We start from the raw sequence: 12,335 nt of genomic DNA, 5'->3' as shown, positions 1-12,335 counted from the left end.
GCACGTCGCGCCGCTAAACGAAGTGGACCAGCAGTCATCCATCCAGCCTCGCGCTACGCGCTCACCCGTCAGGCAAAACCGAAACCCCGTTGCGACATCACCATCCCACGTTCTTGCTTGCCGCATGCTTCAATTTCACCACCGCCCGGTAGACCTGTCGTCGGGCACGCAGTGCTTAGACGGATGTATGACTGCTGATCCACTCTGTATTGCGGTGCGACGTGCGCGCCTTTTCTACATGCCAACAACGGTGAAACCCCGCTAACGACACTCCCCCGGTTGGACCACTCCGAGGGAGCGGTCTGGAGGCGCATGGCAAGCATTGGCGTTGGAAGGCTGCTTTCTTTGCTTACTTTCTTTGCAGCAGCAAAGAAAGTGAGTCCCGCCCCGGACAGGGGCAGAGCAAATAAACCAAAAACAAAGCAAGTTGCATGGAAGCGCATCAACACCAAACGGCGTAAACGCCAACCCAACCCAACCCCAAGCGCCAGCGGCAAAAACCCCCCGGTTATCTGAAATCCTTCGACTGCCACCGCCGGCCTTCGATCGATCCCGCCTTGCGCGTCTTCTCGACGCGCCGCTGACGCGCCGTCTTCGGATCGACTTCCAGCGGCCGGTAGATTTCCACGCGATCGAAGTCGGCCAGCACGGCGTCGAGCGGCCTCATCTTGCCGAACACGCCCGTCCTGAGCCGGGCGCGATCGATTTCCGGATGACGCTGCAAGACGCCGCTTGCATCGACGGCCTGCTGCACCGTCGTCCCTTCGGGCAACTCCAGCGTCGCCAGAAAACTCCGCCCTTCGGGCAAGCCATAACACACGTCGACGCGCATCGTCATGCCTTCCCGTATTTCTGGTCGGCGCGCTTCACGAACGAATCGACGAACGTATTCGCGATATGGCTGAACACCGGCCCGATGATCTTCTCGATGATCACGTTCGAAAACTCGTAATGCAGCGCGAACTCGATCTTGCAGGCGTCGGCCCTGAGCGGCGTGAAACGCCAGTAGCCGGTGAACTTCTTGAAAGGGCCGTCCATGAACTCCATATCGATGCTGCCCGGCCGCTTTTGCGTGTTGCGCGTCGCGAAGTGCTGCTTGATTCCCTTGAAGTTGATGTCGATTTTCGCTTCCATGCCGGTCTCGTCCTGACGGCGAACCTCGACGCCGCCGCACCACGGCAGGAAATTGGGGTAGTCGGCGACGTCGGTGACGAGGTCGAACATCTGTTCCGCCGAGTGGCGGATCAATACGGTTTTCTGGACATCTGCCATAAAGGGCGCAGCACGTGGCAAGAGTGGAAAGCATCGCGGCCTGCTTCATCAGACCTTTATCCGGCCGGGTTCAGCCCCGTCCGACGCCGCGCTGCTAAAATCAGGATTTTAAACGAGTTGGGCACTTTCCATTCATGAGCATCATCGACAACAGAAAAGCCTTCTTCGATTACTTCATCGAAGATCGCTACGAGGCCGGGCTCGTGCTTGAGGGGTGGGAAGTCAAGGCGATCCGGGCCGGCCGCACGCAGATCAAGGAAGGCTACGTCATGATCCGGGACGGCGCGCTGTACCTGATCGGCGCGCATATCAGCCCGCTGCCGGAAGCCTCCACCCATATTCATCCCGATCCGGTGCGCACGCGCAAGTTGCTGCTGCACAAGGAAGAGATTTCGAAACTGATCGCCAAGGTCGAGCAGCGCGGCCATACGCTCGTGCCGCTCAATCTTCATTACAAAGGCGGCCGCGTGAAGTGCGAAATCGGGCTCGCCAAGGGCAAGAAGATGCACGACAAGCGCGAAACGGAAAAGAAGCGCGACTGGGAACGCGAAAAGGCACGCATCATGCGCACGGCCACTCGATAGGCGGGCGCGTCACATGAAAAACGGGGCGTCGATTCACGATCGACGCCCCGTTTGTCTTTGGTCATGGGCCATTTGCGGCCTCAGCCCTTGCGGATCACGCTGCCGCCGTCGCCCTTCACGATCGCCAGCGCGGAGGCGATCATCGAACTCATGTCCGACAGATTGCCCGGCACGATCAGCGTATTGCCCTGCTTCGCGATGTTGCCGAACGCGCCGACGTATTGTTCCGCGATCTTCAAATTCACCGCTTCCATGCCGCCACCGGTCTGGATCGCGGCGCCGACCTTCTCGATAGCCTGCGCGTTCGCCTCGGCAACCGCCAGAATCGCCGACGCCTGCCCCTGCGCCTGATTGATCGCCGCCTGCCGCTCGCCTTCCGACTTGTGGATCGCCGCCTCGCGCGCGCCCCACGCGAGATTGATCTGCTCTTGCTTGCGCCCTTCCGATGCCGCGATCACTGCGCGCTTTTCCCGCTCGGCGGTGATCTGCGCCTGCATCGCGTGGAGGATTTCCTTCGGCGGCGTGAGGTCCTTGATCTCGTAGCGCAGCACCTTCACGCCCCAGTTCGACGCGGCTTCGTCGAGTGCCGTGACGATGCTGTGATTGATGTAGTCGCGTTCCTCGAAAGTCTTGTCGAGTTCGAGCTTGCCGATCACGGAACGCAGCGTGGTTTGCGACAACTGCGTGATCGCGTAGACGAAGTTGCTCGACCCGTACGACGCCTTCATCGCATCGGTGACCTGGAAGTACAGCACGCCGTCGACCTGCAACTGCGTGTTGTCGCGCGTGATGCAGACCTGGCTCGGCACTTCGAGCGGGATTTCCTTCAGCACGTGCTTGTAGGCGACGCGATCGATGAACGGCAGCACGATCGTGAGACCGGGCGTGAGCGTCGCGTGATAGCGCCCGAGCCGTTCCAGCACCCACGCGTGCTGCTGCGGCACGATCTTGATGGTCTTCCCGGCGATCACGATCACGATCAACAGCAGGATTGCCCCGACGATAGTTACATCCATCTCACCACTCCTTGTTATTTAACGCTTCGCCGCGACGACGAGGCGGTTGCCCTGCAACGCCATGATCTGGTACCAGCGCGCGCCTTCGGTCTCGCCGGGCGCGAGTTCGATGTCCCATTCCGCACCGCGATACATCGCGCGCGCGTGGCCGTCGTGCCATTCGTTCACCTGCAGCGTCTCGCCGATGTCGAGATTCACGCCGGAATCGCGCGACGCATCGCGACGCTTCCAGCTTCCGAACCGCGAACGGCGCAGCACGACGACGGCGACCGCCGCAACCGCCGCGGCCACCGTGAGCTCGACCGCGAGTTGCGCGCCCGCCCAATGCGCGAGCCCGCCCGCGATGAAACCGAGCGCGACCATCAACAGATAGAACGTGCCCGTGAACAACTCCATCACCACGAGCGCGCCGGCTGCGATCCACCAGAAAAGTCCGCTTGCGGCCATGCCAGTCTCCAAACGAAAACACCCCGGATATCCGGGGTGTTTATAGCACGGCAGCCATCTCGAAACGTGCTCCGATCGAGCGGCTGCCCGCGATTCCTGCTTACTTCGCCAGCGCCTTCGCCAGCGTCTGCCACGTCTCGATGATCGTATCCGGATTCAGCGACATCGACGCGATGCCTTCCTTCGCCAGCCATTCCGCAAGGTCCGGGTGATCCGAAGGACCTTGCCCGCAGATGCCGACGTACTTGTTAAGCCGCAGGCACGTTTCAATCGCGCGCTTGAGCATGAACTTCACAGCCGGATCGCGTTCGTCGAAATCGACGGCAAGCAGTTCCATGCCCGAGTCGCGGTCGAGACCCAGCGTGAGCTGGGTCAGGTCGTTCGAGCCGATCGAGAAGCCGTCGAAGAACTGCAGGAACTCTTCGGCGAGGATCGCGTTCGACGGCACTTCGCACATCATGATCAGCTTGAGACCGTTCACGCCGCGCTTCAGGCCGAACTTCTCCAGCAGGCCGACCACGCGCTCCGCCTGCTTCAGCGTCCGCACGAACGGCACCATGATCTCGACGTTGTCCAGACCCATCTCCTCGCGCACCTTCTTCAGCGCGATGCACTCCATGTGGAACGCTTCGGCGAAGTCGTCGGCGATGTAGCGCGATGCGCCACGGAAGCCCAGCATCGGATTCTCTTCGTCCGGCTCGTAGCGCGAACCGCCGATCAGCTTCTTGTACTCGTTGGACTTGAAGTCCGACAGACGCACGATGACGGGCTTCGGATAGAACGCCGCCGCGATCGTGGCGATGCCTTCCGTGAGCTTGTCGACGTAGAACGCGCGCGGCGACGCATGACCGCGCGCCACGCTTTCCACGGCCTTCTTCAGGTCCGCAGCGACATTCGGATATTCGAGAATCGCCTTCGGATGAACGCCGATGTTGTTGTTGATGATGAATTCCAGCCGCGCGAGACCGACACCGGCGTTCGGCAAGTGCGAGAAGTCGAAGGCAAGCTGCGGATTGCCGACGTTCATCATGATCTTGACCGGAATCTCGGGCAGTTCGCCGCGCTGGACTTCCGTCACTTCGGTTTCGAGCAGGCCGTCGTAGATCTTGCCTTCGTCGCCTTCCGCGCACGACACCGTCACGAGCGCGCCTTCCTTCAGCACGTCGGTGGCATCGCCGCAACCGACGACCGCCGGCACGCCCAGTTCACGCGCGATGATCGCCGCGTGGCAGGTGCGGCCGCCACGATTCGTGACGATCGCCGACGCGCGCTTCATCACAGGCTCCCAGTTCGGGTCGGTCATGTCGGCGACCAGCACGTCGCCCGGCTGCACGCGCTCCATTTCCGACGGGTCCTGGATCACGCGCACCGGACCGGCGCCGATCTTCTGGCCGATCGCGCGGCCGGTCGCGAGCACGTTCGACTGGCCCTTCAACTTGAAGCGCATCTCGGCCTTGCCGGCCGCCTGGCTCTTCACCGTCTCGGGGCGCGCCTGCAGGATGAAGATCTTGCCGTCGCGGCCGTCCTTGCCCCACTCGATGTCCATCGGACGCTCGTAGTGCTTCTCGATGATGACCGCGTACTTCGCGAGTTCGATCACGTCTTCGTCGGTGATCGAGAAGCGGTTGCGCTGCTCGTGCGCCACGTCGACGGTCTTCACGCGGCCTTCCTCGCCGGCCTTCGTGAATTCCATCTTGATGAGCTTCGAGCCGATCGAGCGGCGGATGATCGGATATTTGTTCTGCGCGAGCGTGGTCTTGAAGACGTAGAACTCGTCCGGGTTCACGGCGCCCTGCACGACCGTTTCGCCGAGACCGTAGCTCGACGTGATGAACACGGCGTCCTTGAAACCCGACTCGGTGTCGAGCGTGAACATGACGCCCGCCGCGCCCACGTCCGAGCGGACCATGCGCTGCACGCCCGCCGACAACGCGACTTCAGCATGCGTGAAGCCTTTGTGGACGCGATAGGAGATGGCGCGGTCGTTGTAGAGCGACGCGAACACGTGCTTCATGCGGTCGAGCACGTCTTCGACGCCGACGACGTTCAGGTAGCTTTCCTGCTGGCCCGCGAACGATGCGTCCGGCAAGTCCTCGGCGGTCGCCGACGAACGCACGGCGAACGAAAGCTCCTCGGGCGAGCCGCTCTGCAGCGTTTCGAAGCCCCGGCGGATTTCTTCCTCGAGGCGCGGCTGCATCGGCGCGTCGACGATCCACTGGCGGATTTCCTTGCCCGCTTCGGCGAGCGCCTTCACGTCGTCGACGTCGAAGAGTTCGAGGCGCTTTGCGATGCGCTCGGTCAGGTTGTTGTGCTGGAGGAAGTCACGAAAGGCGAGCGCCGTGGTGGCGAAACCCGTCGGCACGCGCACGCCGGCACCCGCCAACTGGCTGATCATCTCGCCGAGCGACGCGTTCTTGCCGCCGACGATATCGACATCGGTCATTCGCAACTGCTCGAATGGAACTACATACGCCTGATCCTTTGCGACGTCCTTCGCAACATTGACTGCGTTAGTCATACAAGCCCCTAGGTGGATGGAATTCACGATCATGCAAGCGGGCTCTCATGCGGCGGCGCTCATTGGAAGCGCGCGCCGCACCTTGCACAACCTGTTTGATGAGCTATCGCAAAATAGTCCGGCGCGGTCAAAAATGCGGGCCAGGAAACGCGTCGACGCGATCAAAATATGCTCGAATCGATGTCAATTTGCACAGAAAACGCGCGAATCCAGAGGAAAACGGCGAGATTCGGTATCAAATTGTTCGCAATTGCTTATCGAACAGGTTGCCGCTATTCTACCGTGCTGGCTCTCGAAATGTTTCAGCCGAGCCCAGAAATGCGCAGTCCAGCCGTCGGATTCATGCTTGAACGGTGCGCCGGCACACATCGTCGTATTCAGTAGGCCTTTAGTCCGCCCTCAATGGAAAGCGTATTAATTTGAGCGCGCCCGCCCCACTCTCGTTCCCCTCTTTCACCGATGCCGCCCTCCGTATTCATCGTCTCCGACGGTACCGGGATCACTGCCGAAACCTTCGCGCACTCGATCCTCTCCCAGTTCGACCAGAAATTCCGGCTCGTGCGCGTGCCGTTCGTCGATTCGAGCGACAAGGCGTATGCGACCGTCGAGAAGATCAACGAAGCGGTTTCGCTCGACGGGCGTCGTCCGGTCGTGTTCACGACGCTCGTGGACAGTGAATCGAACGAGATCGTGAAGAAGTCGAACGCGCTCGTGCTGGACATGTTCCAGACCTTCATCGAGCCGCTCGAACACGAGTTCGAAATCAAGTCGACGCACGCGATGGGCCGCGTGCACCAGAACGCCGATACCGAGGAATACAAGAACCGCATCGAGGCGATCAACTTTTCGCTCGCCCACGACGACGGCCAGTCGAACCGCAACCTGACCGATGCCGACGTGATCCTGGTGGGCGTTTCGCGCAGCGGCAAGACGCCGACGAGCCTGTATCTCGCGATGCAATACGGCGTGAAAGCGGCGAACTATCCGCTGATCCCGGAGGATTTCGAGCGCGGCAAGCTGCCGACGCCGCTCCTCGGTCATCGGGACAAGATGTTCGGCCTGTCGATCGATCCGCAGCGGCTTTCGGAAATCCGCAACGAGCGGCGCCCGGGCAGCAAGTACGCGGCGCTGGAGAGCTGCCGCTACGAAATCAACGAAGCGGAAATGATGATGAAGCGCGAGGGGATCAAGTGGCTTTCCTCGACGCACAAGTCGATCGAGGAAATCGCGACGACGATCCTGCAGGAGATCAAGCCGGAGCGGCCGTCGTATTACTGACGCTCAATTGCCGCGCTGCTGGCGGCATTGCTCGAAGAGACACACGGCGGCCGCAGCCGCCACGTTCAGCGATTCCATGCCGCCCGGCTGCGGAATCGTCACGCGGTGCGTCACGGCATCGCGCCACGCCTGCGAAACCCCAGCGCCCTCGTTGCCGAAGACCCACGCCAGTTGACCCGACAGATCGCAGTCGTAGAGCGCCTTCGCGCCGTGCGAGTCGGTGATCGTCACCGGCACGCCGAGCCGGGCGATCAGGTCCGCGGGCTCGGCATCCTCGAAGATATTCAGCAGGAAATGCGCGCCCATGCCGGAGCGCAATACCTTCGACGACCACGCGTACGCCGTGCCCGGCGCGCAAAACACATTCTGGATACCGGCCGCCGCCGCGCTGCGCAAAATCGAGCCGACATTGCCCGCGTCCTGCACGCCATCGAGCACGATGCAGGTGCTTGCCACGCGTTCCGGCAGCATCGCTTCGATCTTCTCGACGAGCAGCAACATGCCGACGCCATGCACGACGCTCGAAAGCTGGCCGAAGAGCGCGTCAGGCAACGTGTGCACGCGCTTGTCCTCGATGCGCGCGACGATCGCCCGCGCTTCCTCGTGCTGCAACGCGCCTTCGGTGACGACGCACGTTTCCGGCTGGCCGGCGGCATCCAGGTAGGCGGACGCGAGATGCAGGCCTTCCAGTAGCGCGTGGCCGCTTCTGCGTTGCTGCGGCGTCGAACCGGCGAGCGCCTTCAGGCGCTTGTAGAGCGGATTGTCCCGCGAGGTGATGGCTTTCACGATTGGGATGTCAGAAGGCGCGGGCGTCCGGGTCCTGATCGGCCGCTGCGGCAGCTTCGATCACGCCGGGCGCGATCTCCGGCAGCACGATGCCAAAGCGCGCATGCGCCTCGCGCACGGGCGCGAACGACCGCCGGTGATGCTCGCACGGCCCGTGATCGCGCAGCGCGGCGAGATGCTGCGGCGTGCCGTAGCCGGCGTGGGCGTCGAAACCGTAGACGGGATGAACCTGATGCAGTTGCAGCAGCATGCGGTCGCGCGTGACCTTCGCCAGAATCGATGCCGCCGAAATCTGCGCGACGAGCGCATCGCCGCCAATCACGGCTTCCGAGCGGATCGCGAGGATCGGGCAGCGGTTGCCGTCGATCTTCACGAGCGTCGGCGCCACCGACAAACCTTCCACCGCGCGTTTCATCGCGAGCATGGTCGCGTGGAGGATGTTGAGCGTGTCGATTTCCTCGACCGTCGCCGATGCGACGCAAAAGCTGAGCGCGCGATCGACGATCTTCTCGTACAGTTCCTCGCGCTTTTTCGCGGACAGCACCTTCGAGTCGTCGAGACCGCGAATTCTGGGTTTCGCCGGATCGAAGATGACCGCGGCAGCCACGACCGGGCCCGCCAGCGGCCCGCGTCCCGCTTCATCGACGCCACAAACGATCTCGTCCGGCGAGTCGAAATTCAGACCGCGCTGTTTCGCCGTGCCCTTCATCGCGGCCTCCGGGTTTCGAGCACTTTCTCGACGGCTTCAGCCGCCCGCTGCGCCGTGTTCTGGCGCAGCGCATGGTGCATTTCCGTGAAGATTTCCGTGAGGGTACGGCGGTTCGCGTCGTCGTTCAACTGTTTCAGCGTGGCGTCGGCGAGTGCTTCGGGCGTCGCGAAATGCTGCAGGATTTCCGGCACGACGAAACGGCCGGCCAGGATATTCGGCAAGCCGACGTACGGCAGATAACCCTGCCGCTTCATGATCTGGCCTGTCAGCCACGGCACCTTGTACGAGATGACCATCGGCTTTTTCAGCAGCGCCGCTTCCAGCGTCACCGTGCCGCTCTTCACGAGAATCGCGTCGGCGGCGGTCATCGCGGTTTGCGCGAGGCCGTCGGTAATCTTGAGATTCAGGCGGGGATGCGCCTGCACGAGCGGCTGCAAGAGTTCGCGCAGGGCCGGGTTCGCGGCCGGCACCAGGAAGCGCACGCCGGGTTCGCGCGATTGCATCAGTTCCATCGCGTCGAAAAATGTCGGGCCGATCAGCGCGATCTCCGAGCGCCGGCTGCCCGGCAACACCGCGATGACCGGGCCGCCCTCGGCGAGCCCCAGTTCGCGGCGTGCACCGAGCGTGTCCGGCTCGATCGGGATTTCGTCGGCGAGCGGATGGCCGACGTAGGTCGCCGCGACGCCCGCCTTTTCCATCAGCGCGATTTCGAACGGAAACACGCACAGCATGTGATCGACGGCCTTCACGATCTTCTTGATGCGCCCGCCGCGCCACGCCCAGATCGACGGACACACGAAGTGCACGGTCGGAATGCCCGCGTCGCGCAGCGCATGTTCGAGCCCGAAATTGAAATCGGGCGCGTCGACGCCGACGAACACCGACGGCGGCTCGGCCAGCAATTGCCGCTTCAGTTCGTTGCGGATGCCGAGAATCTCGGGAATGTGCTTGAGCGCTTCGACGTAGCCGCGCACGGTCAGCTTGTCCATCGGCCAGTGGGCGTCGAAGCCGGCGGCCGTCATGCGCGGGCCGCCGATACCGCTATAGTGCGTCGCGGCGGGCAGCCGCTCCTTGAGCCCGCCGAGCAGCGACGCCGCGAGCAGGTCGCCGGACGGCTCGCCCGCGACCATCGCGACGCGCAGGGGATTGGGTAACAGCGTCATTTAAGCGGCGATCAGCGGATGATGCCGCGCTGCGACGATGCGATGAAGTCGGAAAACGCCGTGACGGGCGCGTCGCCGTCGCCGCCTGCCGCCGCCAGTTCGCGCAATTGGACCTTGGCTTCCTCGAGCGACAAGCCGCTCTTGTAGACGACGCGATAGGCCGCGCGCAATGCTGAAATCGCCTCGGCGGAAAAGCCGCGCCTGCGCAGACCTTCGACGTTGATGCCGTGCGGCTCCGCCTTGTTGCCGGCCGCGATCACGAACGGCGGCACGTCCTGCACCAGCGCCGACGCGCCGCCCAGCATCGAATGCGCGCCGATGCGCACGAACTGGTGCACGCCCGACATGCCGCCGACGATCGCATGGTCGCCCACCGACACGTGGCCCGCCAGTTGTGCGTTGCTCGACATGATCACGTTGCTGCCGAGCCGGCAGTCGTGGCCAACGTGCACGTAGGCCATGATCCAGCAGTCGTCGCCGATGGCGGTGAGGCTCGCGTCCTGCACCGTGCCGGTGTGGATTGTCGTGAATTCGCGGATGGTATTGCGGCTGCCGATCTCGAGCCGGGTCGGCTCGTCCTTGTACTTCATGTCCTGCGGACGGCCGCCAACCGACGCGTAATGGCCGATGCGGTTGTCTTCGCCAATCGTCGTGTGGCCTTCGATCACGCTATGCGAGCCGACGGTCGTGCGCGCGCCGATCACGACGTGCGCCCCGACGATCGCGTACGGACCGACTTCGACGGATTCGTCGAGCTGAGCGCCCGGCTCGATGATCGCGGTAGGGTGAATCTTGCTCATGCGCCCTCGCCTTGTGTTCTGTTCGTTTCGCCCGATGCGGTGAAGCTGCGCCTCATTTGCGCCGCGCTTATGCCTCGGTTCCCGTGTTCTTCACGGTGCACATCAGCTCGGCTTCCGCGGCGACCGCGCCTTCCACTTCGGCGCGCGCCTTGAATTTCCAGATGCCGCGCATGTAGCGCTCGAACGTGACGTTCAGGATCAACTGGTCGCCCGGCTCCACGACACGCTTGAAGCGCGCCCCGTCGATGCCGACGAAGTAATACAACGTCGTCTCCGGGTCGTGCGGCTCTTCCGCGAACGTCAGGAGCGCGGCCGTCTGCGCGAGCGCTTCGAGGATCAGCACACCCGGCATCACCGGACGCGTCGGGAAGTGACCCTGGAAATACGGCTCGTTGATCGTCACGTTCTTGAGCGCTTTGATGCTTTTGTGCGGCTCAAGTTCGAGGACACGGTCGACGAGCAGGATCGGATACCGATGCGGCAGCAACGTAAGAATCTTGTGAATGTCGAGATTGATTTTTTCTGTGTTCATGATCGTTCTGCTCGCGCGCGTTTTAAGCGCGGGGTGTTGACTGCGGCCCGCGCATGCGGGCCGCCTGGGATGCTGTCGTCTCGTTCGCGGCTCGGATGGCCGCTTGTTCTATGTGACGCTGCCGCGCTGCCTTATTTCTTGTCGCGTGTTTCCAGCGCTGCCTCCAGCGCCTTGATGCGGTCGCGCAATTTGTCGAGGTTGCGCACCAACGCCGCGCTCTTGTTCCAGTCGGCGTGATTCACGGCCGGGAACGCGCTCGTGTACATGCCCGGCTTCACGAGCGACTTCGAAACGCCCGACTGCGCCGTGACGATCACGTGGTCCGCCAGCGTCACATGCCCCGCGATGCCCACCGCGCCGCCGATCATGCAGTGCCGCCCGATATGGGTGCTGCCCGCGATACCCGCGCAGCCCGCGATCACCGTGTACGCGCCGATCCGGCAGTTGTGCCCGATCTGCACGAGATTATCGATCTTCACGCATTCTTCGATGACCGTATCGGCCATCGCGCCGCGATCGATCGTGGTGTTCGCGCCGATTTCGACGTCGTCCGCGATATCGACCGCGCCGACCTGGGGGATTTTCACCCAGCTGCCGGTGCGCGCTTCGCCTTCGCCGACGAAATCTGGCGCGAAGCCAAAGCCGTCCGCGCCGATCACCGCGCCCGCGTGCACGATCACGCGCGCGCCGAGCTTGCAGCCATGATAGACCGTGACGTTCGGATAAAGGTGGACGTCCTCGCCGAGCCTGACGCCCCGGCCGATCACGACCCCCGCGTCGAGTTTCACGCGCTCGCCGACCACCGCGCCCGCTTCGACCGTCACATGCGCGCCGATCACAGCGCTCGCCGCGACTTTCGCGCCCGGGTCGATCGACGCGCTCGGATGCACGCCGGGTGTCGCCGCCGGGGTCGCGAGGTCGATGAACGCCTGCGCGACGCGCGCGAAGTAAGCATAGGGATTCGGCGTGACGATAAAGTTATGGCCTTCGCGGACCGCCACTTTTTCGAGATCCGCGGGCGAAATCAGGACCGCGCCGGCGCGCGTCGTGTCAACCTGCGGCAAGTATTTCTGGTTCGCGAGGAATGCGAGTTGCCCGGAATCGGCCTTGTCGAGCGGCGCAAGGCTCGCCACGCGATGCGCCGCATCGCCGACGATGTCGCCGCCGAAGCGCTTGACCAGTTCCGCGAGCGTGATCGTCGTGCCTGATGTCATGCTTGTGCGGCTCCCG

The 12,335-nt window shown here is 63.1% G+C and carries 14 protein-coding genes; 2 read left to right on the top strand and 12 right to left on the bottom strand.

Going from position 1 to position 12,335, the window contains the following annotated elements:
- Positions 1-68: 68 nt before the first annotated feature.
- From AWB68_RS47005 to AWB68_RS30215, 3 genes are read right to left on the bottom strand one after another with little or no spacing between them, the layout of a single operon-like run.
- Complete coding sequence (locus tag AWB68_RS47005) at positions 69-533, bottom strand: hypothetical protein (protein WP_125483087.1); 465 nt, start codon at positions 531-533, stop codon at positions 69-71.
- Positions 509-838 carry an RnfH family protein gene (locus AWB68_RS30220; protein WP_087647993.1) on the bottom strand — a complete coding sequence of 110 codons (330 nt, stop codon included), beginning with the start codon at positions 836-838 and terminating at the stop codon, positions 509-511. The genes AWB68_RS47005 and AWB68_RS30220 overlap by 25 nt, the downstream gene beginning before the upstream one ends.
- A complete protein-coding gene (locus AWB68_RS30215; RefSeq protein WP_087647992.1) occupies positions 835-1,272 on the bottom strand; it encodes a type II toxin-antitoxin system RatA family toxin in 438 nt (145 codons plus the stop codon). The genes AWB68_RS30220 and AWB68_RS30215 overlap by 4 nt, the downstream gene beginning before the upstream one ends.
- A gap of 134 nt (positions 1,273-1,406) precedes the next feature.
- Between AWB68_RS30215 and smpB the strand changes: the two genes are divergently transcribed.
- The gene (gene smpB, locus AWB68_RS30210; RefSeq protein ID WP_087647991.1) at positions 1,407-1,856 is read left to right on the top strand and encodes an SsrA-binding protein SmpB; all 450 of its coding nucleotides are present in this window, start codon (positions 1,407-1,409) and stop codon (positions 1,854-1,856) included.
- Positions 1,857-1,936: 80 nt separating this feature from the next.
- Here the strand turns inward: smpB and AWB68_RS30205 are convergent, their stop codons facing one another.
- The 3 genes from AWB68_RS30205 to ppsA form a co-directional block, all read right to left on the bottom strand.
- Positions 1,937-2,872 carry an SPFH domain-containing protein gene (locus AWB68_RS30205; protein WP_087647990.1) on the bottom strand — a complete coding sequence of 312 codons (936 nt, stop codon included), beginning with the start codon at positions 2,870-2,872 and terminating at the stop codon, positions 1,937-1,939.
- Positions 2,873-2,890: 18 nt separating this feature from the next.
- The gene (locus AWB68_RS30200) at positions 2,891-3,319 is read right to left on the bottom strand and encodes an NfeD family protein (RefSeq protein WP_087647989.1); all 429 of its coding nucleotides are present in this window, start codon (positions 3,317-3,319) and stop codon (positions 2,891-2,893) included.
- 100 nt (positions 3,320-3,419) lie between these two features.
- Entirely contained in the window at positions 3,420-5,837 is a 2,418-nt protein-coding gene (gene ppsA, locus AWB68_RS30195) for a phosphoenolpyruvate synthase (protein ID WP_087647988.1), read from the bottom strand.
- A gap of 459 nt (positions 5,838-6,296) precedes the next feature.
- On the opposite strand from ppsA, the gene ppsR reads away from it, so the two are divergent.
- On the top strand, positions 6,297-7,115 hold the full coding sequence (gene ppsR, locus AWB68_RS30190; protein ID WP_087647987.1) for a posphoenolpyruvate synthetase regulatory kinase/phosphorylase PpsR: 819 nt from the start codon (positions 6,297-6,299) through the stop codon (positions 7,113-7,115).
- Positions 7,116-7,118: 3 nt separating this feature from the next.
- On the opposite strand, the gene AWB68_RS30185 is transcribed toward ppsR, so the two are convergent.
- From AWB68_RS30185 to lpxD, 6 genes are all read right to left on the bottom strand, one after another.
- Positions 7,119-7,901, bottom strand: a complete 783-nt coding sequence (locus AWB68_RS30185; protein WP_087647986.1) for a TrmH family RNA methyltransferase — start codon at positions 7,899-7,901, stop codon at positions 7,119-7,121.
- A gap of 10 nt (positions 7,902-7,911) precedes the next feature.
- Positions 7,912-8,610 carry a ribonuclease HII gene (rnhB, locus tag AWB68_RS30180; protein WP_087647985.1) on the bottom strand — a complete coding sequence of 233 codons (699 nt, stop codon included), beginning with the start codon at positions 8,608-8,610 and terminating at the stop codon, positions 7,912-7,914.
- Positions 8,607-9,773 carry a lipid-A-disaccharide synthase gene (gene lpxB / locus AWB68_RS30175; protein WP_087647984.1) on the bottom strand — a complete coding sequence of 389 codons (1,167 nt, stop codon included), beginning with the start codon at positions 9,771-9,773 and terminating at the stop codon, positions 8,607-8,609. Before lpxB ends, rnhB begins: the two co-directional genes overlap by 4 nt.
- An 11-nt stretch (positions 9,774-9,784) precedes the next feature.
- A complete protein-coding gene (gene lpxA, locus AWB68_RS30170; RefSeq protein ID WP_087647983.1) occupies positions 9,785-10,573 on the bottom strand; it encodes an acyl-ACP--UDP-N-acetylglucosamine O-acyltransferase in 789 nt (262 codons plus the stop codon).
- 67 nt (positions 10,574-10,640) lie between these two features.
- Positions 10,641-11,105, bottom strand: a complete 465-nt coding sequence (fabZ, locus tag AWB68_RS30165) for a 3-hydroxyacyl-ACP dehydratase FabZ (protein WP_087647982.1) — start codon at positions 11,103-11,105, stop codon at positions 10,641-10,643.
- Positions 11,106-11,236: 131 nt separating this feature from the next.
- A complete protein-coding gene (lpxD, locus tag AWB68_RS30160; RefSeq protein ID WP_087647981.1) occupies positions 11,237-12,319 on the bottom strand; it encodes a UDP-3-O-(3-hydroxymyristoyl)glucosamine N-acyltransferase in 1,083 nt (360 codons plus the stop codon).
- Between the last annotated feature and the right edge of the window lie 16 nt (positions 12,320-12,335).

The sequence above is a fragment of the Caballeronia choica genome, assembly GCF_001544535.1.
Classification (GTDB): domain Bacteria; phylum Pseudomonadota; class Gammaproteobacteria; order Burkholderiales; family Burkholderiaceae; genus Caballeronia; species Caballeronia choica.
Note: the sequence above shows the minus strand (reverse complement) of the source record. Positions and strands in the feature narration are given on the sequence as shown.

What these genes read in the sequence shown, in the direction of transcription:
- AWB68_RS30220 (WP_087647993.1), bottom strand. Translation starts at nt 838, where the DNA reads ATGACGATGCGCGTCGACGTGTGTTATGGCTTGCCCGAAGGGCGGAGT.
- AWB68_RS30215 (WP_087647992.1), bottom strand. Translation starts at nt 1,272, where the DNA reads ATGGCAGATGTCCAGAAAACCGTATTGATCCGCCACTCGGCGGAACAG.
- smpB (WP_087647991.1), top strand. Translation starts at nt 1,407, where the DNA reads ATGAGCATCATCGACAACAGAAAAGCCTTCTTCGATTACTTCATCGAA.
- AWB68_RS30205 (WP_087647990.1), bottom strand. Translation starts at nt 2,872, where the DNA reads ATGGATGTAACTATCGTCGGGGCAATCCTGCTGTTGATCGTGATCGTG.
- AWB68_RS30200 (WP_087647989.1), bottom strand. Translation starts at nt 3,319, where the DNA reads ATGGCCGCAAGCGGACTTTTCTGGTGGATCGCAGCCGGCGCGCTCGTG.
- ppsA (WP_087647988.1), bottom strand. Translation starts at nt 5,837, where the DNA reads ATGACTAACGCAGTCAATGTTGCGAAGGACGTCGCAAAGGATCAGGCG.
- ppsR (WP_087647987.1), top strand. Translation starts at nt 6,297, where the DNA reads ATGCCGCCCTCCGTATTCATCGTCTCCGACGGTACCGGGATCACTGCC.
- rnhB (WP_087647985.1), bottom strand. Translation starts at nt 8,610, where the DNA reads ATGAAGGGCACGGCGAAACAGCGCGGTCTGAATTTCGACTCGCCGGAC.
- lpxB (WP_087647984.1), bottom strand. Translation starts at nt 9,773, where the DNA reads ATGACGCTGTTACCCAATCCCCTGCGCGTCGCGATGGTCGCGGGCGAG.
- lpxA (WP_087647983.1), bottom strand. Translation starts at nt 10,573, where the DNA reads ATGAGCAAGATTCACCCTACCGCGATCATCGAGCCGGGCGCTCAGCTC.
- fabZ (WP_087647982.1), bottom strand. Translation starts at nt 11,105, where the DNA reads ATGAACACAGAAAAAATCAATCTCGACATTCACAAGATTCTTACGTTG.
- lpxD (WP_087647981.1), bottom strand. Translation starts at nt 12,319, where the DNA reads ATGACATCAGGCACGACGATCACGCTCGCGGAACTGGTCAAGCGCTTC.